The following is a 20,725-nucleotide window of genomic DNA, read 5'->3' on the forward strand; positions in this document are numbered from 1 at the left end:
TGCTAGCCGAAGATCCTTGCAGGGTATCGGTATGAAGCGCTAACCATTTGAAATATATGAATATTATTTAAAAAAGAGATGCTACCTCTTTGTGGGTAGACAGCACCTGCAGGCGCTATGGGCGATAGTCCTGATATTGATGCAGATCAGGTTTTCCCTACCCGACACGCTCTAGGGTGCGGTCATGGCAACTGGAAAAGGAACCTGTCATGGCTAGCGTAAAACTGCAACAAGGGCTGGTGCTTGGCATGAGCACCTTCGCTTTCACCATCTGCTTCATGATCTGGATGATGTTCGCCGTGCTCGGCGTACCGGTCAAGGAACTGTTGCAGCTCAATGAAACCCAGTTCGGTCTGCTCGCCGCGACCCCGGTCCTCACCGGTTCGCTGGTCCGTCTGCCGCTGGGCATGCTCACCGACAAGTTCGGCGGGCGTATCGTGTTCTTCCTGCTGATGATGGTCTGCGTACTGCCGATCTACATGATCAGCATGGCTACCGAGTTCTGGCACTTTCTGGTGCTGGGCCTGTTTGTCGGTCTGGCCGGCGGCTCGTTCTCGGTGGGTATTGCCTACGTGGCCAAGTGGTTCACCAAGGCCAAGCAGGGCACTGCCATGGGCGTGTTCGGCGCCGGTAACGCCGGTGCCGCACTGACCAAATTCGTTGCGCCGGCGATCATTGCTGCGTCCAGCTGGCAGATGGTGCCCAAGGTCTACTCGCTGATCATGTTCGTTACGGCCCTGCTGTTCTGGTTCTTTACCTACGAGGACAAGGATCACCAGGTGTCCAGCTCGGTGTCCTTTGCCGATCAGCTCAAGTCGCTGAAAGATCCGCGGGTGCTGCGCTACTGCCAGTACTACTCGATCGTGTTCGGCGGCTATGTGGCCCTGGCCCTGTGGATGACCAAGTACTACGTGCAGGAGTACAGCTTTGACCTGACCCACGCGGCGTTGCTGGCCGCCTGCTTCTCCCTGCCCGGCGGCGTGTTGCGTGCGGTGGGTGGCTGGATGTCGGACAAATGGGGCGCACACAGCGTGACCTGGTGGGTGATGTGGGTGAGCTGGGTTTGCCTGTTCCTGCTGTCCTATCCGCAGACCGAGATGGTCATCCAGACTGTGGACGGTCCGCAGAACTTCAGCCTTGGCCTGAGCCCCACCGTCTTCACCATTCTGATTTTCATCGTCGGCATAGCCTTCGCCTTCGGCAAGGCCTCGGTGTTCAAGTACATCTCCGATGACTTCCCGCAGAACATCGGTTCGGTGTCGGGCATCGTCGGCCTGGCTGGCGGCATGGGTGGTTTCATCCTGCCGATCATGTTTGGTGCGCTGGTGGATCTTACCGGCGTGCGCAGTTCCTGTTTCATGCTGATGTACGGCGTGGTCTGGGTCTCCCTGATCTGGATGTACCTCAGTGAAGTTCGCAAGACTCCAATGATGGGCCAGGGCTCGCACAGCCCTGTGTCTAATGCTTCCTGACGCTTGAAGGAGATTCAACATGTCTGCAACCAATAGTCCCCCGGTGGCCACGCTGCCTGACAAGGGGCCGATGATAAACGACTGGCGCCCGGAGGACTCACAGTTCTGGGCCGCCAAGGGCAAGGCAATTGCCAGTCGCAACTTATGGATTTCGATCCCGGCGTTGTTGCTGGCGTTTTCTGTATGGATGGTGTGGAGCACGGTGATAGTGCGCCTAAATGGCATCGGATTTACCTTTACTACGGATCAGCTATTCTGGCTGGCGGCCTTGCCGGGCTTGTCTGGTGCCACCTTCCGAATCTTCTATTCCTTTATGGTGCCGATTTTCGGTGGCCGCCGCTGGACCGCGCTGAGTACTGCTTCACTACTGCTTCCGGCGCTCTGGATGGGCTTTGCCGTGCAGAACCCAGAGACGCCCTATAGCGTGTTTGTGATCATCGCCCTGCTCTGTGGTTTTGGTGGTGGCAACTTTGCCTCGTCGATGTCCAATATCAGCTTCTTCTACCCCAAGGCCCAGCAGGGCACGGCGCTGGGGCTGAATGCCGGCCTGGGCAACCTGGGTGTGTCGGTGATGCAGTTCAGCGTGCCGCTGGTGATTGGCGCAGGTATCTTTGGTGCGGTAGGTGGCAGCCCGCAAGAGTTGGTGGGTGGCGGCCAGTTATGGTTGCAGAACGCTGGTTATATCTGGGTGCCTTTCATCGCACTGGTGACCATCGCGGCCTGGTTCGGCATGAATGACCTGGCCAGCGCCAATGCTTCGTTCAGTGAGCAGGCGGTGATCTTTACGCGCAAACACAACTGGCTGATGTGCTGGTTGTATCTGGCAACTTTCGGCTCGTTCATCGGTTTTGCTGCAGGTTTTCCGCTGCTGATCAAGACCCAGTTTCCCGGTATTGATCCGCTCAAGTTTGCCTTCCTTGGCCCGCTGGTAGGTGCACTGGTGCGCCCGGTCGGTGGCTGGGTAGCCGACAAAATGGGCGGTGCACGCGTTACCTTGTGGAACTATGTGGTGATGATTGCTGCGGTGTTCGGCGTGCTGGAGTTTCTTCCGCATGACGGTGGCGCCGGCAATTTCTACGGCTTCCTGGCCATGTTCATGCTGCTGTTCATTACCACCGGTATCGGTAATGGCTCGACCTTCCGCATGATTCCGGTGATATTCCGTACACTCCACGAACGGTTGACGGTTAATGCCTCTGCTCAAGAGAAAGAATTGGCGATGAAAGGCGCAGGTAAAGAGTCTGCTGCAGTACTAGGCTTCAGTTCGGCGATAGCCGCCTACGGGGCTTTTTTCATCCCGAAATCTTTTGGTACTTCCATGGCGCTGACCGGCGGCCCGCAGATGGCTCTGTATGCTTTCATGGTTTTCTACGCCAGTTGCATTGTAGTCACATGGTGGTGGTACTCGCGCAAAAATGCCGAGATGCCGTGCTAATCAGTCAGTGCTCGCGGGGTGGACTGCAGCCCACCCTACACATTGTGTTCAGACTGCGCCTGGTGCGCAGTCAGCTTGAGAGGAAAAAACGATGAGCCATTTACTCGACCAGTTGCGCTTCTTCAATCGCAAGCAAGGTGAGTTTGCCGGAGGGCACGGTGAGACCCGTATCGAGTCCCGCGACTGGGAGAACGTCTACCGTTCACGCTGGCAGTACGACAAGATCGTGCGTTCCACCCACGGGGTGAACTGTACCGGTTCGTGCTCGTGGAAGATTTACGTGAAGAACGGCCTGATCACCTGGGAAACCCAGCAGACCGATTACCCGCGTACCCGTAACGACCTGCCCAACCACGAACCCCGTGGCTGTCCGCGTGGTGCCAGCTACAGCTGGTACATCTACAGTGCCAACCGCCTGAAGTATCCGAAGATCCGCAAGCCGCTGCTCAAGCTGTGGCGTGAAGCGCGGCAGACCATGCAGCCGGTGGACGCCTGGGCCAGCATTGTCAGCGATCCGGTCAAGGCCGAGTCGTACAAGAGCAAGCGCGGTATGGGTGGCTTCATTCGTTCCAGCTGGGACGAAGTGAATGAAATCATCGCCGCGGCCAACGTCTACACCGTGAAAGAGCACGGCCCGGACCGCGTCATCGGTTTCTCGCCGATCCCGGCCATGTCGATGGTCAGCTATGCCGCCGGTTCGCGTTACCTGTCGCTGATCGGCGGCGTGTGCCTAAGCTTCTACGACTGGTACTGCGACTTGCCGCCCGCTTCGCCACAGGTTTGGGGCGAGCAAACCGACGTGCCGGAGTCGGCCGACTGGTATAACTCCAACTACATCATCGCCTGGGGCTCCAACGTGCCGCAGACGCGTACCCCGGATGCGCACTTCTTCACCGAAGTCCGCTACAAGGGCACCAAGACCGTCTCGATCACCCCGGACTACTCCGAGGTGGCCAAGCTCACCGACCTCTGGCTGAACCCCAAGCAGGGCACCGATGCGGCGCTGGCGCAGGCGTTCAACCATGTGATCTTCAAAGAGTTCCACCTCGACAAGCCGAGCGAGTACTTCACCGACTACGTACGTCGCTACACCGACTTCCCGATGCTGGTGCTGCTCAAGGATCATGCTGACGGCAGCTATCAGCCGGACCGCTTCCTGCGCGCCGCTGACCTGACCGACAACCTCGATCAGGAAAACAACCCCGAGTGGAAAACCATCGCACTCGATAGCGAAACCAACGAACTGGTGTCGCCGCTGGGTTCGATCGGTTACCGCTGGGGCGAGAAGGGCAAGTGGAACATCCAGGCCCGCGAAGGTTCGGCCGACCGTGAAGTCAAACTGCAGCTGAGCCTGATCGGTGAAGAAGTTGCCGAAGTGGCCTTCCCCTACTTTGGCGGGCAGACCCACGAGCACTTCCAGCATGTGGCAGGTGACGAAGTACAGCTGCGTCGCGTGCCCACGCGTTCCATCACCCTGGCCGATGGCAGCCAGGCCAAAGTGGTCACCGTGTTTGACCTGACTGCGGCCAATCTGGCCATCGATCGCGGTCTGGGCGGCGCCAACGTGGCCAGGGACTACGACGATGCCGACGTGCCGGGCACACCGGCCTGGCAAGAGCAGATCACCGGCGTCAGCCGTGAGAAGGCGATCCAGATCGCCCGTGAATTTGCCGACAACGCCGACAAGACCAGGGGTCGCAGCATGATCATCGTCGGTGCGGCGATGAACCACTGGTACCACATGGACATGAACTACCGCGGCCTGATCAACATGCTGATGATGTGCGGTTGCGTCGGGCAAACCGGTGGTGGCTGGGCGCACTATGTGGGTCAGGAAAAACTGCGTCCGCAGTGCGGCTGGTTGCCGCTGGCCTTCGGTCTGGACTGGAGCCGTCCGCCACGCCAGATGAACGGTACCAGCTTCTTCTACAACCACAGTTCGCAATGGCGTCACGAGAAGATGGATATGCACGAAATCCTCTCGCCGCTGGCCGACAAGTCGCAGTTCCCGCAGCACGCGCTGGATTACAACATCCGCGCCGAGCGTGGCGGCTGGCTGCCGAGCGCACCCCAGCTGAACCGTAACCCGTTGCAGATCACCCGGGATGCAGAGGCCGCCGGCATGTCGCCGGTGGATTACGTGACCAAGTCACTGCAAGACGGAACTCTGCGCTTTGCCTGCGAGCAGCCGGACAATCCGGCCAACTTCCCGCGCAACATGTTCATCTGGCGCTCCAACCTGCTCGGTTCGTCCGGCAAGGGCCACGAGTACATGCTCAAGTACCTGCTGGGTACCAAGAACGGCGTGATGAACGAAGACCTCGGCAAGCGCGACGGCGTCAAGCCGGGTGATGTCGAGTGGGTGGACGAAGGCGCGATCGGCAAGCTCGATCTGGTCACCACCCTGGACTTCCGCATGTCCTCCACCTGCGTCTATTCGGACATCGTGCTGCCCACGGCAACCTGGTACGAAAAAGACGACATGAACACCTCGGACATGCACCCGTTCATTCACCCGCTGTCGGCGGCGATTGATCCGGCGTGGGAATCGCGTTCCGACTGGGAAATCTACAAGGGCATTGCCAAGCGCTTCTCGGAAATGGCCGAAGGCCACCTGGGCGTGGAGAAGGATCTGGTGACCATGCCGTTGCTGCACGACAGCCCCGGCGAACTGGCCCAGCCTTATGGCGGCACCGACTGGAAAACCGCCGGTGAAGCCCCGGTACCGGGCAAGAACTGCCCGAACATGGTGGTGGTCGAGCGCGATTACCCGAACGTCTACAAGAAGTTCACTTCCCTCGGCCCGTTGCTCGACAAGCTCGGCAACGGCGGCAAGGGCATCAACTGGAACACCGAGCATGAAGTCGAGTTCCTCGGCGAGCTGAACTACAAGGTGCGTGATGAAGGCGTCAGCCAGGGTCGGCCGAAGATTGACTCGGCGATTGATGCGGCGGAAGTGATTCTCTCGCTGGCCCCGGAAACCAACGGTCACGTAGCAGTCAAGGCGTGGGCGGCACTCTCCGAGTTCACCGGTCTGGATCACAGCCATCTGGCTTTGCCGAAAGAGCACGAAGCGATCCGCTTCCGCGACATCCAGGCGCAGCCGCGCAAGATCATCTCCAGCCCGACCTGGTCAGGCCTGGAAGACGAGCACGTCAGTTACAACGCCGGCTACACCAACGTCCATGAGTACATCCCGTGGCGCACCATCACCGGCCGCCAGCAGTTCTATCAGGATCACCCGTGGATGCAGGCGTTCGGCGAGCAGATGATGAGCTATCGGCCGCCGATCAACACCCGCACCATCAGCTACGTGAAGGACAAGCGGCCCAACGGCAACACCGAGATCGTGCTGAACTGGATCACCCCGCACCAGAAGTGGGGCATCCACAGTACCTACTCGGACAACCTGATCATGCTCACCCTCAGTCGCGGCGGGCCGATCGTCTGGTTGTCGGAAACCGACGCGAAAAGCGCCGGTATCGAGGACAACGACTGGGTCGAGTGCTTCAACGCCAACGGTGCACTGGTTGCCCGTGCGGTGGTCAGCCAGCGGGTCAAGGACGGCATGGTGATCATGTATCACGCCCAGGAGCGGATCGTGAACATGCCGGGTGCGGAAACCACCAAGACCCGTGGCGGTCACCACAACTCGGTAACCCGTGTGGTGCTCAAGCCGACCCATATGATCGGTGGCTACGCGCAACAGGCCTATGGCTTCAACTACTACGGCACCGTCGGCTGCAACCGCGACGAGTTCGTGGTGGTGCGCAAGATGGCCAAGGTTGACTGGCTCGACGGCACTGATGTCGGCGGTCTGGGCGATGAGGCCCTGCCACAACCACTGCCCAAAGACCTCTGAGGAGAGCTGACATGAAAATTCGTTCACAAGTCGGCATGGTTCTGAATCTGGACAAGTGCATCGGTTGCCACACCTGTTCGATTACCTGCAAAAACGTCTGGACCAGCCGTGAAGGCATGGAATATGCCTGGTTCAACAACGTCGAAACCAAACCCGGTATCGGTTACCCGAAAGAGTGGGAAAACCAGGACAAATGGAAAGGCGGCTGGGTGCGCAACAAGGACGGCTCGATCAATCCGAAGATCGGCGGCAAGTTCCGCGTGCTGGCGAACATCTTCGCCAACCCGGATCTGCCGAGCATCGACGACTATTACGAGCCGTTCGACTTCGACTACCAGCATCTACACACCGCGCCGCTGGGCCAGCACCAGCCGACCGCCCGGCCGCGTTCGGTGATCAGCGGCAAGCGCATGCAGAAGATCGAGTGGGGCCCGAACTGGGAAGAAATTCTCGGTACCGAGTTTGCCAAGCGCCGTAAGGACAAGAACTTCGAGCAGATCCAGGCCGACATTTATGGCGAGTATGAAAATACCTTCATGATGTACCTGCCGCGTCTGTGCGAGCACTGCCTGAACCCGGCCTGTGCGGCCTCGTGCCCGAGTGGCGCGATCTACAAGCGCGAAGAAGACGGCATCGTCCTCATCGATCAGGAAAAGTGCCGCGGCTGGCGTATGTGCATCAGCGGCTGCCCGTACAAGAAGATCTACTTCAACTGGAAGAGCGGCAAATCCGAGAAGTGCATCTTCTGCTACCCGCGCATCGAAGCCGGCATGCCGACTGTCTGTTCGGAAACCTGCGTGGGGCGTATCCGTTACCTCGGCGTATTGCTGTATGACGCCGACCGTATCCACGAAGTGGCGAGCACGCCGAACGAGCAGGACCTGTACCAGAAGCAGCTGGATATCTTCATGGATCCGCACGATCCGGCGGTAATCAAGCAGGCGCTGGCCGATGGCGTACCGCAGTCGGTAATCGACGCGGCCCAGCGTTCGCCGGTGTACATGATGGCGGTGGACTGGAAGCTGGCGCTGCCGCTGCACCCGGAATACCGCACGCTGCCGATGGTCTGGTATGTGCCGCCATTGTCGCCGATCCAGAACGCCGCCACGGCCGGCACTGTGGGCATGAACGGGGTAATCCCGGATGTCGACAGCCTGCGCATTCCGCTGCGCTACCTGGCCAACCTGCTCACCGCAGGGGATGTGGCGCCGGTCAAGCTGGCACTCAAGCGCCTGCTGGCCATGCGTGCCTACAAGCGTTCCGAGCAGGTCGACGGTGTGCAGGACCTCAAGGTGCTGGAAGACGTCGGTCTGTCCGTGGCGCAGGTCGAGGACATGTACCGCTATCTGGCGATTGCCAACTACGAAGACCGTTTCGTGGTGCCCAGTGCGCACCGTGAAGACGCCATGAGTGATGCCTTTGCCGAGCGTTCCGGCTGTGGCTTCAGCTTCGGCAGCGGTTGCAGTGGCAGCTCCGACACCAACATGTTCGGGGCGAAGAAAGCCAACCAGCGCGACATCCTGAAAACCGTACAGTTGTGGGAGGACTGAGCATGCAAATCCTTAAAGTGATTTCCCTGCTGCTGGATTACCCGACCGAACAGCTGGTGGCTGCCCGTGACGAACTGGACCAGGCGATTGCCGCCAGCCGCGAGATCAGCCCGCAGCAGCGCTCGGCGCTGATCGAGCTGCTCGATCTGATCTGCGATAACGATCTGATGGACGGCCAGGAGCACTACGGTGCCCTGTTCGGCCGCGGTCGTGCGCTGTCACTGCTGCTGTTCGAGCACGTGCACGGCGAGTCGCGTGATCGTGGACAGGCCATGGTCGACATGATGGCGCAGTACGAAGCCGCCGGTTTTGCCATCGGCGTCAAAGAGCTGCCGGACTACATCCCGCTGTATCTGGAGTTTCTCTCCACCCGTGAAGACCTCGAGGCCCGCGAGGGTCTGGCCGATGTTGCGCATCTGCTGACGCTGCTCGCCACCCGTCTGGATGAGCGCGAAAGTGCTTACGCCAGCTGCTTCCGCGCGCTGCTGCAGATCGCCGGTATCGAGCCGCAGTCTGCCATGGCCGAGGTGCGCGAGCAGGTTGCCGCCGAAGCACGCGATGACTCGCTGGAAGCCCTCGACAAGATCTGGGAAGAGGAGGCGGTGGACTTCATGCAGGCCGAGCAGCAGGACCGTTGCCCGAGCCAGACCACTGCTCCGGGCAAGGCCCGCGAGGAGTCGGCAGTACCGATGCACTGGGTGGATTTCAAACAGGACGGGTTGGCCACGGAGCTGACTCAGGAGGCACGTCATGTCTAAGTTGAACTTGTTGCTGTTCGGGGTTTACCCGTACATCGCGCTGGCCATTTGCCTGATCGGCAGCTGGGCACGCTTCGATCTGTCGCAATACAGCTGGAAGGCTGGTTCGAGCCAGATATTTCACCGTACCGCAGCTGAGCAGCGTTATATGCGCATCGCCAGCAACCTGTTCCATGTCGGCGTGCTGTTTGTGCTGGCCGGTCACTTTGTCGGTCTGCTCACCCCCGAGCCGATCTACCACTATGTGATCAGCACGCAGAACAAGCAGCTGCTGGCGATGGTTTCCGGCGGTTTCTTCGGCGTTCTGTGCCTGATCGGCTTGCTCATGCTGCTCAAGCGGCGGCTGACCGATGAGCGCGTGCGGGCATCGTCCAGCACCTCGGACACCATGATCCTGGTGGTGTTGCTGGCGCAGCTGGTACTCGGCCTGCTGACCATTGTCGCCTCGACCCAGCATATGGACGGTTCGGTGATGGTGATGCTGGCCGACTGGGCGCAGAGCATCGTCACCCTGCAGCCGGTCAAGGCCGCAGAGGCCATTACCCCGGTGGGTCTGGTGTACAAGTTGCACGTGTTCCTCGGGGTGACCCTGTTTGTGCTGTTCCCCTTCACCCGTCTGGTACACATCGTCAGCGCCCCGATCTGGTATCTGGGTCGGCGCTACCAGATCGTCCGGCAGAAGGGTTGATCTGCCGCGGGGCGGGTAACGCTGCGGCGTTATTCGTCCTGCCGCTGAATATGCTTCTGTAGGGTGGGCTTCAGCCCACCGGCGAGTTCTGCTTACACGGTGGGCTGAAGCCCACCCTACAGTTCAAATACGCAGAAAATTCTGGAGAATCCCATGGCATGTGGATGCGGTGGTACTAACGGCGGTTCCGGTGGCTGTGGCGGTGACAAGTCGCCCTCCGCGCCCGTCGTGGAAGCAGCACTGGCACACGAGCTGCCCGTAGAAAACGGCGCCCAGGCTGGCGCAGTAGAATTTCAACCGGCCCCGTTGCTGGATATTGCCGAGCCGGAGGATCTGCTGATTGCCCGCAGCGAGCAGGACTGGCCGCGGATTCGCGTCAACGGTGTGCTGATCGAGCCCGCAGCGCTGGCGCTGGAGCTGCAATATCATCCGGCATCCGAGCAGAGCGAGGCGATGTTTCTCGCCGCCCAGGCGCTGGTGATTCGCGAGCTGTTGCAGCAGCGCGGTCGCGAGCTGGGTATCGAGCCGGTCCCGGTTGCCGGTGAAACCGCCGATGAAGCCAGCGTGCGTGCGCTGATCGAACATGAGGTGGTGGTGCCCGAGGCAGATGAAGCGGCCTGCGAGCATTTCTACCAAAGCAACCTGGCGCGCTTTGTCAGTGCCCCGCTGCTGGCCGCCCGGCATATCCTGCTGGAGTGCGCCCCGGACGATATCGAGGAGCGCATCAGCCGGCGCGAGCAGGCACAAGCGCTGATCAGCCAATTGCAGGCCGACCCGCAGCGTTTCGCCGAGCTGGCCATGGGTCACTCGGCCTGCCCGTCGAAGGCGCAGGGCGGTTCACTTGGCCAGTTGAGCAAGGGCCAGACCGTGCCCGAGTTTGAAAAGCAACTGTTCCGTCAGCCGCAAGGCCTGGTGACCCAGCCACTGGAAAGCCGTTATGGTTTCCATGTGGTTTATGTCGACCAGCGTATCGAGGGCGTACAATTGCCCTACGAGACGGTGGCGCAGGATATTCGCCGCGAGTTGTACCAGCGCGTCTGGCAGAAGGCTGTGGCACAGTACCTGCAGACGCTGGTCGGTGCCGCTGATATTCAGGGCATTCAACTGGAAGGTGCTACTTCCCCGTTAGTGCAGTAAATCGCTGGAGAAGCCTGGATGGGCAGTATGTTGCAGGACGGCTTTGGCCGGCAGATAGATTACCTGCGCATGTCGGTCACCGACCGCTGTGATTTTCGCTGTGTCTACTGCATGGCCGAGGACATGACCTTTCTGCCGCGCCAGCAGGTGCTCGGGCTGGAAGAGTTGTACCTGCTGGCCGAGCAATTCGTCGATCTGGGGGTGAAGAAGATTCGCCTGACCGGCGGCGAGCCGCTGGTGCGCAAGGGCATCGTCGGCCTGTGCGAGCGTATCGCCAGTCTGCCGGGCCTGCGCGAGCTGGTGCTGACCACCAATGGCTCGCAGCTGACCCGTTATGCCCGGGATTTGCACCAGGCCGGAGTGAAACGGCTGAACATCAGTCTCGACAGTCTGGATGCCGACAAATTCCGCGCCATCACCCGTACCGGTGATCTGCAGCAGGTCATCGCCGGAATCCATGCAGCCGGGGATGCCGGTTTCCAGCACAGCAAGCTCAACGTGGTGGTGATGAAAGGCCGCAATGACGACGAAGTGCCGGCACTGGTCGACTTCGCCGTGGCCAACCAGCTGGATATCAGCTTTATCGAGGAAATGCCGCTGGGAGCCATCAGCGAGCACAGCCGTGCCGAAGCTTTCTGCTCCAGTGACGAAGTGCGTGCCCTGATCGAGCAGCGCTACGATCTGGTCGAGTCTGCCGAATCCACCCAGGGCCCGTCGCGCTACTGGCGCATTCCCGGGGTGGACAGCACGCGCATCGGCTTCATTTCGCCGCACAGCCACAATTTCTGCGGCAGCTGCAACCGTGTGCGGCTGACGGTGGAAGGTCGTCTTCTGCTGTGTCTGGGCAACGAGCACAGCCTTGATCTGAAGAGCATCCTGCGCCGTTATCCCGGTGAGCCGCAGCGCCTGCGCGACGCCATCCTTGGCGCCATGGCGCGCAAGCCCTGGGGCCACGACTTTCAGCTCAATGATGAAGTGCAGGTGGTGCGCTTCATGAACATGACCGGCGGCTGAGTCATCGCTGCATCCGAGCGGGTGGTCAAAACCCGCAGGGTGCCAGTGCCGTCAGCGTTACTCTGCGGAATCCGCAGTGGATGTTGCTGGCGCGGTTGAAGCGTCAGCCGGCAGTTCAGGCTCTTCCGCCGCCTGGGTTTTTTTCAGGGCTTTTTCTGCCTTGGCTTTCTTCTTCTCGAGTTCCCGCTGGCGTTTTTCGTACTGGTAGTTTGGCTTGGCCATGGCAATTCTCCTTGAGTGAATGCCCCCACGATACAGCAGTTGCCGCCAGCGCCGTATTCGCGCCTTGTGAAAATTACACTGCGTATCGATCCGCTTGCACACAAACACCGGCCCACTACTGCAGCTGAATCAGTCAGCGGCAATCTGTTCCAGCCAGCCTGACGCATTGACCGCGAAGGAGCTCGCATGTCTGGCTCAGCTCTGGCTGCCTGGGGTAACCGGGGTGCGGGCCTGGCAAGGCTGCTCAAGTCGCCCTGCCCGCTTGACCGGGATCAAGCGGACATTCGCCAACCTGTCCTACGCTGGGCCTACCGGCAAGCGGTTGCCTTTTACCTGCCAAGTGAGGAAGCAAATGACGCTTAAAACGATCAGTGCCAGTGGCCGTATGGACAGCGGCATGGATGTGCACGTGCAATGTGGCGGTTTCGAACTGGTCATGGACCAGCCGGCCAATGCCGGCGGCAAGGGGCTGGGGCCGACGCCGCTGGAGGTGATTCTGGGAGCGGTAGCCGGATGTTTCGGCACTATCGGCCGTTACATCGCCCATCAGCAGAAAATCACCTTGCGCGGCATGCAGTTCGAGATGGAGGCGGATTACGACCCGGATGGCCTGCTCGGGCGCAATCCCGAGGTGCGCGCGGGCTTTCAGGCGTTGCGGGTAAGGGTAAGCATCGATGCCGATCTGGCAGATGAGCAGAAGCAGGCGTTTCTCGAACTGATCGAGGAACGCTGCCCGCTGGCCGACAACCTGATGCATGGAACCCGGCTGATCACCCGTCTGGCCTGAGTTTTCTATACGGCCTGACAGCGAACGGATGCCCCTCGTCGAGGGGCATTGGCGATCAGTACAGTGTCTGCATCATCAGCACCAGGCCGGCGATGCCGACACCCCAGACCGCGCTGCGCACGTAGGTGATGCCGAGGATATAAACCGGCAGATACACCACCCGTGCCCAGAAGAATACTTCGGCACCAAAGGTGGCCTGCTCGCCCATGCCGGCGGCATGCGCGACACCTGCCAGGGCGATAAACAGGAGGAAATTTTCCTTGGTGTTCTGCGCGGCCTTTTCGGCACGGGCACCCATAGGCGTGGCTTCGGGCAGATTGTCGCGATTGCTCAGGCCGGCCTTCATGCCGTCCAAAGTCCATTCACGATTGCGCAACACGGCGCCGAGCATGATCGAGATAAAGGTCAGCGCGGTCATGCAGACCACGATTTGCAGCAGTGAGGTCATGGCAGGATTCTCCTTGGTCGATTTTTTATTTTGGGTCCGGCTGTTTTGCGGGTTGCGCCAGTGACTTAGCCGGTGGCTGCCGGGCCGACTTCCGTCAGCACCGCCATGCTGCGCAACTGCTGCACATCGTGCAGGGTGATAGGCGAATAGGCAATGGTCAGCAGGCCCTGTTTCTTCAGGGCCTTGAGTTCACGATTGAGGCTTTGCCGGGGCACGCCGGGCATGTCGGCAAACGGGTCCCGGGAGAGCATCAGATTCAGCTCGATACCGTTTGCTGCATCGCGCCCGTGCTGCGCAGCCAGCAAGGCTGCCAGAGCGCCGGGCTGGTGGGCTGGTGGGCGGGAAGGCGCAATTGTACCGCCGGTCAGCCCCTTGCCCTTGAATTTGTCAGAAAACCACGGCGTTCACTGCTACCGTTTCAGGTGAAGAACTCTCACGTAAAACGGTGAAGAGGGCGCCATCGCCATGACTACTCAAGACACCTCGAAAGCCTGGAATGACGTGCTGCGGCCCAAGCTGTCCGAGCGTTACGAGATGGGCAAGCAACTGCGCGAGAAGTGCCCGCGTGCTTCCCACGCGGACTGGAAAGCCGCGGCTAACCGCGAGGATCCGCTGCAGCTGCTCAAACAGGACAACCGCGGGCGAATCCGGGAGCTGATCCCGATACGCTATGGGCGCATGGTGAAGTCGCCGTTTACCTTTTATCGCGGAGCGGCCCTCAATATGGCCGCCGACCTGGCAAACACACCGTCTTCCGGCCTTCGTGTACAGGCGTGCGGCGATGCCCACCTGCTCAACTTCGGCGCGTATGCCTCGCCCGAACGCAGGCACATTTTTGACATTAACGATCTGGATGAGACGCTTCCCGCACCCTGGGAATGGGACGTCAAGCGGCTGGCGGCGAGCGTCGTGCTGGCGAGCCGCAATAACGGCTTCAGCCAGCGCGAAGCCCGTGATGCGGTGCTTGCAGGGGTACGCAGCTATCGCAAGCGCATGTTCCAGTACTACGGTATGTCCGTGCTGGATGTGTGGTACGCCAGCATCGACGCCACCGAGTTTGCCGGGTCAACCAAAGACCGGGAGGCTGGCCAGCGTGCCGCCAAACGGCTGGCCGCGGCCCGTGAACGCAGCGTGCTGGAGCACGACTTCCCCAAGCTGACAGCCGACATCGGTGAAGACCCGACCATCAGGGACAATCCTCCGCTGATCTACCATCTCGACGGAGATGGCTCTGGTGAGTATTTTGCGAACGTGCGCGCGGCCTTTGCCGAGTACCGGGAATCCCTGCAGGAGGAGCGTCGCGTACTCCTTGATCATTACGAGATCAAGGACGCTGCGATGAAGGTGGTCGGTGTCGGCAGCGTCGGGACCTTTTGTGCCGTCCTGTTGCTGATGGCCAGCGAACAGGATCCGCTTTTTCTTCAGGTCAAACAGGCCCGCCCTTCCGTGCTCGAAGCGTATGCCGGCAAGAGCAGGTACCCCAATCATGGGCAACGGGTGGTAAACGGCTACCGCTTGATGCAGTCGTCGAGCGACATTTTTCTCGGCTGGACCAAGGGCAAGCAGGGTGGGCATATCTACGTTCGCCAGCTCAGGGATATGAAAGTTGGCGCGCAGGTCGAACTGTTCAGCCCGGGCTTTATGGCCGAGTATGCCGAGGTCTGCGGCTGGGCGCTGGCGCGGGCACATGCGCGCTCCGGCGATCCTGCGCAAATCAGCGGCTATCTGGGCAAGAGCGACACCTTTGACGAAGCCATTGCAGATTTCGCCGTCGCCTACGCCGATCAAAGCGAACGTGACCATGCAATCCTGCTGAGCGCGGTGCAGTCCGGACAGGTAGAGGCTCACACTGAGGAGGATTGAGACTGGTCGCGGCTTACGCCGGGGAGCAGGCACGCAGCCAGGGTCGATTTGGCATGCCTGACCGGTGGCTGCTAGGCTGCCTGACAGCATCACTTCAGCCAACTCCACACAATAAACAGTTCATTCCGGGTGTCCGGAGTGGCCGTCAGAACAAGCAGCCAAGGAGAAGCCCGATCATGCATCCATTACGTCAATGGCTAAGCCCGTTTAGCCGTGCCGCCGTCTTACTGGTCGCCGCCGGCCTGACACCACTGGCGGTCGCCGCCGACAAGCCGAACATGCTGCTGATTTTCGGCGATGACATCGGCCAGACCAACATCAGCAAATACAGCTACGGCCTGATGGGTTACCACACCCCGAACATCGACCGGATTGCCAACGAGGGCATGCTGTTCACCGACTATTACGGCGAGCAGAGTTGCACGGCCGGCCGCGCCGCATTTATTACCGGGCAGATACCGGTACGCACCGGACTGACCAAGGTCGGTATGCCGGGCTCCACGGTCGGCCTGCAGAAGGAAGATCCGACGCTGGCCGAGTTGCTCAAGCCGCTGGGGTATACCTCCGGCCAGTTCGGCAAGAATCACCTGGGTGATCGCGACGAATTCCTGCCGACCAATCACGGCTTCGACGAGTTCTTCGGCAACCTGTATCACCTGAATGCGGAAGAAGGCCCGGAGGATCCGGACTGGACGAAGAATCCGGCAATCGACAAGTCAATTCGTCCGCGCGGCATCATCCACAGTACTGCCGATGGCAAGGTCGAGGACCTTGGTCCGCTGAACAAGAAACGCATGGAAACCATCGATGAGGAATTCCTCAATGCCTCGCTGAACTTCATCGACAAGGCGCACGCGGCCAAGAAGCCGTTCATGGTCTGGTTCAACTCGACGCGCATGCATTACTACACGCATCTGCGTCCCGAGTCGGTGGGCTTGTCCGGCCAGGATTTCTATAACGACGGCATGGTCGAGCATGACGCGCAGGTCGGCCAGTTGCTGAAAAAACTGGATGATCTGGGCATCGCCGACAACACCATCGTGCTGTATTCCACCGATAACGGTGTGCACTTCAACCAGTGGCCGGATGCCGGGATCACGCCATTCCGTGGCGAGAAGAACACCAACTGGGAAGGCGGCTTCCGGGTCCCGGCGGTAGTGCGCTGGCCGGGCCACATCAAGCCTGGCAGTGTGTCCAACACCATCATGTCGCACCAGGACTGGTTGCCGACGCTGATGTCGGCTGCCGGCGTGCCGGGCATTACCGAACAGTTGCTCAAGGGCTATACCGCGGGGGACAAGAAGTTCACCGTGCATCTGGATGGCTACGATTTCGTGCCCTATCTGGAAGGCAAGACCGACCAGGGGCCGCGCAACCAGTTCTTCTACTTCAGTGATGACGGCAAATTGCTGGGCATGCGTGATGGTGACTGGAAAATCGTCTATGCCGAGCAGCGCTCAAAGCGTTTCGATGTGTGGCGGGATCCGTTTGTCGACCTGCGCGCCCCGAAAGTGTTCAACCTGCGGCGCGATCCCTACGAGCGCGCCGATACGGACTCCAACAGCTACAACGTCTGGTGGGATCACAAGGTGGGCGTGATTGCCATGCCGGCAGTGGGCAAGACACAGCAATTCCTGATGAGCTTCCAGCAGTTCCCGCCGCGTCAGCGACCGGCTTCTTTCACCATCGACCAGATCACCGAGAAGCTGCTGAACTTCAAGAACAAGTAACACCTGTCACGGCGGTTCGGATGGGTTCAGCAGGGCCTGATCCGAATCGTCGGCCACTGCGTCATGCAACGTAGCTGCCACACCACCCCTACATCCCCGGTAGCACGCCTACCATTGCCGGCATTGAACTGCAGCAGGCAGGCCGCTTTTCGCTAGCCGGCCTCTTGAGGTTTATTTCGCTTCTTGATTGGCATCAATTCCATTACGACGTTTACACCTACATTACCCACCATCTTGTGTCTTATATTTTATTAATAACAATATGTGGTGTTTTGGAGGTTCTGGTGGTGGATGAAGCAAGCACCCTGCGCACGACGCGTTTGGGCAAGCGCGATGGCAGTTCAGCAGCATTTGATGCCAGCAAGATAGAGCGTGCGATTGTCGCGGCCGGACAGGCTAGCGGCGAATTTTCTGCCGCTCAGGCAGTGGCGCTGACCCGTGCGGTGTTATTGCGGCTGGCCGATTTCACCGAGCTCGACGTGGAGTGCATTCAGGATTGCGTGGAGCGGGTACTGATGGAGGCCGGCTACTACGCCACCGCCCGCGCCTACATCGTCTACCGCGAACAGCATGGCCGTCTGCGCCGCGACCGCAAGGCCATCGTCGAAGTGGCCACCTCGATGAACGAGTACCTCAATCGCGAGGACTGGCGCGTGCAGGCCAATGCCAATCAGGGCTATTCGCTCGGCGGACTGGTGCTCAATGTGGCTGGCAAGGTCACCGCCAACTACTGGCTGGACGAGGTCTACAGCGCCGAGATCGGTGAAGCGCACCGCGAAGGGGATTTGCATATCCACGATCTGGACATGCTCGCCGGCTATTGTGCCGGCTGGTCGTTGCGCACCCTGCTCAATGAGGGCCTCAACGGTGTGCCGGGGCGGGTTGAAGCCGGGCCGCCGAAACATCTTTCCAGCGCTCTGGGGCAGATGGTGAATTTCCTTGGCACGCTGCAGAACGAGTGGGCCGGTGCGCAGGCGTTCAGCTCCTTTGACACCTATCTGGCGCCCTATGTGCGTAACGATAACCTGAGCTTTGCCGAGGTGCGCCAGGCCATTCAGGAATTCATCTACAACCTCAATGTGCCATCACGCTGGGGAACGCAGACACCCTTCACCAACCTGACCTTCGACTGGGTTTGCCCTGAAGATCTGAGTCAGCAGATTCCTTATATCGGCGGCGTGGAAATGCTGTTTTCCTACGGCGACTTGCAGGCCGAGATGGAGTTGATCAACCGTGCCTACATCGAAGTGATGATGGCCGGCGATGCCAAAGGTCGGGTGTTCACCTTTCCGATTCCGACCTACAACATCACCCATGATTTCCCCTGGGACAGCGAGAACGCCGACCTGCTGTTCGAGATGACCGCTCGCTACGGTCTGCCCTATTTCCAGAACTTTCTCAATTCAGACATGCAGCCCAATCAAGTGCGCTCGATGTGCTGCCGCTTGCAGCTCGACTTGCGGGAGCTGCTCAAGCGCGGCGGTGGACTGTTCGGTTCGGCCGAGCAGACCGGCTCGATTGGAGTGGTCACGATCAATTGTGCGCGCCTGGGCTATCTCTATCGTGGTGACAGCGTCGGGCTGTTACAGCGGATTGACCAGCTGATGGAGCTGGCCATGCAGAGTCTGGAGGTCAAACGCAAGGTCATCCAGCACCACATGGACAATGGCCTTTACCCCTACACCAAGCGATACCTGGGAACCTTGCGCAACCACTTCTCGACTATCGGCCTGAACGGCCTGCACGAGATGGTGCGCAATTTCACTGCTGACCAGCAGGGCATGCACACCGCCGAAGGGCACGCGTATGCCGTGCTGTTGCTGGATCACGTGCGCGCCAGTCTGGTGCGCTTCCAGGAAGAGACCGGTCACCTGTACAACCTGGAAGCCACACCGGCCGAAGGCACCACTTATCGTTTTGCCCGGGAAGACCGCAAGCGTTACCCGGAGATCCTGCAGGCCGGTTGCGCCGAGGCGCCGTACTACACCAATTCCTCGCAATTGCCGGTGGGTTTTACCGATGACCCGTTCGAGGCGCTGGAGCTGCAGGACGAGCTGCAGTGCAAGTACACCGGCGGCACCGTACTGCATCTGTATATGGCCGAACGCATTTCCTCGGCACAGGCCTGCAAGAATCTGGTGCGCCGCGCGCTGAGTCGTTTCCGTCTGCCTTACTTGACTATTACGCCGACCTTCTCGATCTGCCCGGTACACGGCTATCTGGATGGTGAGCACGAGTTCTGCCCGAAGTGTGATGCAGCCTTGCTGCAGCGCCAGCAAGCCTGTTGCAGCTGACCGCCCAGGGCGGGTTTCAGCCAGTGTCTGCGCAGATTATTTTGGTGGGCTGAAGCCCAGCCTGCGCCTACCCGGAATTCATCCAAGAAAGGAGCAACACCATGCAAACTACCGTCGAACAACTTCCGCAACAACAGCGTCAACGCTGCGAAGTCTGGACCCGGGTGATGGGTTATCACCGTCCCGTGAGCGCCTTCAATCCCGGAAAACAGTCCGAGCATCATGACCGTCTGCATTTCCGCGAGAGCGCAGTGCGGAGCTGAGTCAGTGATTCCGGCTCTGCGGGTTGGCGGCCTGCTACCGCTAACCACACTGGATTATCCCGGTCAGCTGGCCTGTGTGCTGTTCTGCCAGGGTTGTGCGTGGCGCTGTCGCTATTGCCACAACCCGGAGCTGATCGGTCCGCGTGGTCGCCAGGAAACCCCCTGGGCTGAAGTGCTGGCGTTTCTGCGCAAGCGCCAGGGCCTGCTTGATGCAGTGGTCTTCAGTGGTGGCGAAGCGACCCTGCAGGCCGGACTGCCGGCAGCCATGCGTCAGGTACGTGAGCTGGGTTTCAAAATCGGCCTGCACAGTGCCGGGATCAAACCTGCTGCGTTCAAGCGGGTTTTGTCGTTGTGCGACTGGGTCGGTTTCGACGTCAAGGCACTGGAAGAAGATACCGCACTGATTACCGGCGTCAGTCACAGTGGGCGAACAAACTGGCAGAGTCTGGAACTGTTGCTCGACAGCGGCGTTGAATACGAATGCCGCACCACGGTGCACTGGCAACTGAGCGATTGCCGGCGCCTGCAGCGTCTCGGCGAGCGCCTGGCCAGCATCGGTGTGGAGCATTTCGTGGTGCAACAGGCACGCAATCAGCAGGTGCTGGATGAGCAGTTGCCGCCCTCAGTCTGTCCGCCAGACAGCGAACAGCTCTGGTCGTATCTGCAGCAACTGTTTGCGCATTTCAGCCTGCGTGCCGCCTGAGCGGACTCTATGCCTTTGGAGATATTGGCAAGCCGGGCACTGGCAGTCACAGTAGTGGCAACCTTTCTGATTTGCCCAGAGGATGCTCTGCATGGATATCACCTGTTTCTCCGATCTGCTCGGCGCCGCGCAGCAGCAAGCCGAGCCGCAGCGTTTGCTGATGGTGTTTGTCAGCGCCGACCTGCCGGAAGACGCCACCGCCGCCGAGCAACAGCGGCACGCCGAAGGTCAGGGCGGTTCGTTGCGGCCGGTGCTGTGCGTGGACAAGCTGCCTGCCGAACTCGGTGACTTTGCCGACCTGCTCGAGGAATCGGTACGTACCGGCATGAGCTGGGATCTGGTGTTCACCGCCGGCCTGTCCGGCCGTGGCGGCCATGCGCCGAGCAGTGATGAGGCCGAGCAGCCGCTGAAAATGATGGTCGGCGCCATTGAAAGCGGCAGCATCGGCAATTTCATTGCCTTCGACCGGGAAGGTCAGGCGGTGTCGTTTTTCTGATTG

The 20,725-nt window shown here is 60.1% G+C and carries 18 protein-coding genes; 15 read left to right on the forward strand and 3 right to left on the reverse strand.

Translation table 11 applies throughout. From position 1 onward, the window contains the following. Window positions 1–209 precede the first annotated feature (209 nt). The 8 genes from BLT89_RS17390 to moaA all read left to right on the forward strand — a co-directional run bounded on the left by BLT89_RS17390 (window position 210) and on the right by moaA (window position 11,916). Window positions 210–1,472, forward strand: a complete 1,263-nt coding sequence (locus BLT89_RS17390; protein ID WP_090198446.1) for an MFS transporter — start codon at window positions 210–212, stop codon at window positions 1,470–1,472. A gap of 19 nt (window positions 1,473–1,491) precedes the next feature. Continuing rightward, entirely contained in the window at window positions 1,492–2,907 is a 1,416-nt protein-coding gene (locus BLT89_RS17395) for a NarK family nitrate/nitrite MFS transporter (protein WP_090198448.1), read from the forward strand. 91 nt (window positions 2,908–2,998) lie between these two features. Next, window positions 2,999–6,769, forward strand: coding sequence for a nitrate reductase subunit alpha (locus BLT89_RS17400; RefSeq protein ID WP_090198451.1), 3,771 nt, complete (start codon window positions 2,999–3,001; stop codon window positions 6,767–6,769). Between the two features lie 11 nt (window positions 6,770–6,780). Continuing rightward, the gene (narH, locus tag BLT89_RS17405) at window positions 6,781–8,319 is read left to right on the forward strand and encodes a nitrate reductase subunit beta (protein ID WP_090198455.1); all 1,539 of its coding nucleotides are present in this window, start codon (window positions 6,781–6,783) and stop codon (window positions 8,317–8,319) included. A gap of 2 nt (window positions 8,320–8,321) precedes the next feature. Next, window positions 8,322–9,077 carry a nitrate reductase molybdenum cofactor assembly chaperone gene (gene narJ, locus BLT89_RS17410; RefSeq protein ID WP_090198458.1) on the forward strand — a complete coding sequence of 252 codons (756 nt, stop codon included), beginning with the start codon at window positions 8,322–8,324 and terminating at the stop codon, window positions 9,075–9,077. Next, window positions 9,070–9,765 carry a respiratory nitrate reductase subunit gamma gene (narI, locus tag BLT89_RS17415; RefSeq protein WP_090198461.1) on the forward strand — a complete coding sequence of 232 codons (696 nt, stop codon included), beginning with the start codon at window positions 9,070–9,072 and terminating at the stop codon, window positions 9,763–9,765. The genes narJ and narI overlap by 8 nt, the downstream gene beginning before the upstream one ends. A gap of 153 nt (window positions 9,766–9,918) precedes the next feature. Beyond that, complete coding sequence (locus BLT89_RS17420; protein ID WP_090198465.1) at window positions 9,919–10,902, forward strand: peptidylprolyl isomerase; 984 nt, start codon at window positions 9,919–9,921, stop codon at window positions 10,900–10,902. 18 nt (window positions 10,903–10,920) lie between these two features. Continuing rightward, window positions 10,921–11,916, forward strand: coding sequence for a GTP 3',8-cyclase MoaA (moaA, locus tag BLT89_RS17425; RefSeq protein WP_090198467.1), 996 nt, complete (start codon window positions 10,921–10,923; stop codon window positions 11,914–11,916). 57 nt (window positions 11,917–11,973) lie between these two features. Here moaA and BLT89_RS17820 read toward each other — a convergent pair whose 3' ends face one another. Then, the gene (locus BLT89_RS17820) at window positions 11,974–12,138 is read right to left on the reverse strand and encodes a hypothetical protein (RefSeq protein WP_172829147.1); all 165 of its coding nucleotides are present in this window, start codon (window positions 12,136–12,138) and stop codon (window positions 11,974–11,976) included. 352 nt (window positions 12,139–12,490) lie between these two features. Between BLT89_RS17820 and BLT89_RS17430 the strand changes: the two genes are divergently transcribed. Beyond that, window positions 12,491–12,925, forward strand: coding sequence for an OsmC family protein (locus BLT89_RS17430; RefSeq protein WP_090198470.1), 435 nt, complete (start codon window positions 12,491–12,493; stop codon window positions 12,923–12,925). A gap of 55 nt (window positions 12,926–12,980) precedes the next feature. On the opposite strand, the gene BLT89_RS17435 is transcribed toward BLT89_RS17430, so the two are convergent. Both BLT89_RS17435 and BLT89_RS17440 read right to left on the reverse strand, forming a co-directional pair. Beyond that, complete coding sequence (locus BLT89_RS17435) at window positions 12,981–13,373, reverse strand: MAPEG family protein (protein WP_090198473.1); 393 nt, start codon at window positions 13,371–13,373, stop codon at window positions 12,981–12,983. A gap of 65 nt (window positions 13,374–13,438) precedes the next feature. Then, entirely contained in the window at window positions 13,439–13,678 is a 240-nt protein-coding gene (locus BLT89_RS17440; RefSeq protein WP_157718901.1) for a helix-turn-helix domain-containing protein, read from the reverse strand. Window positions 13,679–13,838: 160 nt separating this feature from the next. Between BLT89_RS17440 and BLT89_RS17445 the strand changes: the two genes are divergently transcribed. From BLT89_RS17445 to BLT89_RS17470, 6 genes are all read left to right on the forward strand, one after another. Beyond that, window positions 13,839–15,236, forward strand: coding sequence for a DUF2252 domain-containing protein (locus BLT89_RS17445; RefSeq protein WP_090198480.1), 1,398 nt, complete (start codon window positions 13,839–13,841; stop codon window positions 15,234–15,236). Between the two features lie 176 nt (window positions 15,237–15,412). Beyond that, a complete protein-coding gene (locus BLT89_RS17450; protein WP_090198483.1) occupies window positions 15,413–16,966 on the forward strand; it encodes an arylsulfatase in 1,554 nt (517 codons plus the stop codon). A gap of 305 nt (window positions 16,967–17,271) precedes the next feature. After that, window positions 17,272–19,260, forward strand: coding sequence for a ribonucleoside triphosphate reductase (locus BLT89_RS17455; protein ID WP_408003081.1), 1,989 nt, complete (start codon window positions 17,272–17,274; stop codon window positions 19,258–19,260). Window positions 19,261–19,361: 101 nt separating this feature from the next. After that, on the forward strand, window positions 19,362–19,523 hold the full coding sequence (gene nrdD, locus BLT89_RS17460) for an anaerobic ribonucleoside-triphosphate reductase (protein WP_090198486.1): 162 nt from the start codon (window positions 19,362–19,364) through the stop codon (window positions 19,521–19,523). A 4-nt stretch (window positions 19,524–19,527) separates the two neighbouring features. Further along, window positions 19,528–20,226 carry an anaerobic ribonucleoside-triphosphate reductase activating protein gene (locus tag BLT89_RS17465; protein ID WP_090198489.1) on the forward strand — a complete coding sequence of 233 codons (699 nt, stop codon included), beginning with the start codon at window positions 19,528–19,530 and terminating at the stop codon, window positions 20,224–20,226. Window positions 20,227–20,317: 91 nt separating this feature from the next. Beyond that, window positions 20,318–20,722, forward strand: a complete 405-nt coding sequence (locus tag BLT89_RS17470; protein ID WP_090198492.1) for a ribonucleotide reductase subunit alpha — start codon at window positions 20,318–20,320, stop codon at window positions 20,720–20,722. Window positions 20,723–20,725 lie beyond the last annotated feature (3 nt).

The sequence above is a fragment of the Pseudomonas pohangensis genome (genome assembly GCF_900105995.1).
GTDB lineage: Bacteria > Pseudomonadota > Gammaproteobacteria > Pseudomonadales > Pseudomonadaceae > Aquipseudomonas > Aquipseudomonas pohangensis.

What these genes read in the sequence shown, in the direction of transcription:
- BLT89_RS17420 (WP_090198465.1), top strand. Translation starts at nt 9,919, where the DNA reads ATGGCATGTGGATGCGGTGGTACTAACGGCGGTTCCGGTGGCTGTGGC.
- BLT89_RS17430 (WP_090198470.1), top strand. Translation starts at nt 12,491, where the DNA reads ATGACGCTTAAAACGATCAGTGCCAGTGGCCGTATGGACAGCGGCATG.
- BLT89_RS17450 (WP_090198483.1), top strand. Translation starts at nt 15,413, where the DNA reads ATGCATCCATTACGTCAATGGCTAAGCCCGTTTAGCCGTGCCGCCGTC.
- narH (WP_090198455.1), top strand. Translation starts at nt 6,781, where the DNA reads ATGAAAATTCGTTCACAAGTCGGCATGGTTCTGAATCTGGACAAGTGC.
- BLT89_RS17400 (WP_090198451.1), top strand. Translation starts at nt 2,999, where the DNA reads ATGAGCCATTTACTCGACCAGTTGCGCTTCTTCAATCGCAAGCAAGGT.
- BLT89_RS17470 (WP_090198492.1), top strand. Translation starts at nt 20,318, where the DNA reads ATGGATATCACCTGTTTCTCCGATCTGCTCGGCGCCGCGCAGCAGCAA.
- BLT89_RS17445 (WP_090198480.1), top strand. Translation starts at nt 13,839, where the DNA reads ATGACTACTCAAGACACCTCGAAAGCCTGGAATGACGTGCTGCGGCCC.
- nrdD (WP_090198486.1), top strand. Translation starts at nt 19,362, where the DNA reads ATGCAAACTACCGTCGAACAACTTCCGCAACAACAGCGTCAACGCTGC.
- narJ (WP_090198458.1), top strand. Translation starts at nt 8,322, where the DNA reads ATGCAAATCCTTAAAGTGATTTCCCTGCTGCTGGATTACCCGACCGAA.
- BLT89_RS17395 (WP_090198448.1), top strand. Translation starts at nt 1,492, where the DNA reads ATGTCTGCAACCAATAGTCCCCCGGTGGCCACGCTGCCTGACAAGGGG.
- BLT89_RS17820 (WP_172829147.1), bottom strand. Translation starts at nt 12,138, where the DNA reads ATGGCCAAGCCAAACTACCAGTACGAAAAACGCCAGCGGGAACTCGAG.
- moaA (WP_090198467.1), top strand. Translation starts at nt 10,921, where the DNA reads ATGGGCAGTATGTTGCAGGACGGCTTTGGCCGGCAGATAGATTACCTG.
- BLT89_RS17390 (WP_090198446.1), top strand. Translation starts at nt 210, where the DNA reads ATGGCTAGCGTAAAACTGCAACAAGGGCTGGTGCTTGGCATGAGCACC.
- narI (WP_090198461.1), top strand. Translation starts at nt 9,070, where the DNA reads ATGTCTAAGTTGAACTTGTTGCTGTTCGGGGTTTACCCGTACATCGCG.
- BLT89_RS17435 (WP_090198473.1), bottom strand. Translation starts at nt 13,373, where the DNA reads ATGACCTCACTGCTGCAAATCGTGGTCTGCATGACCGCGCTGACCTTT.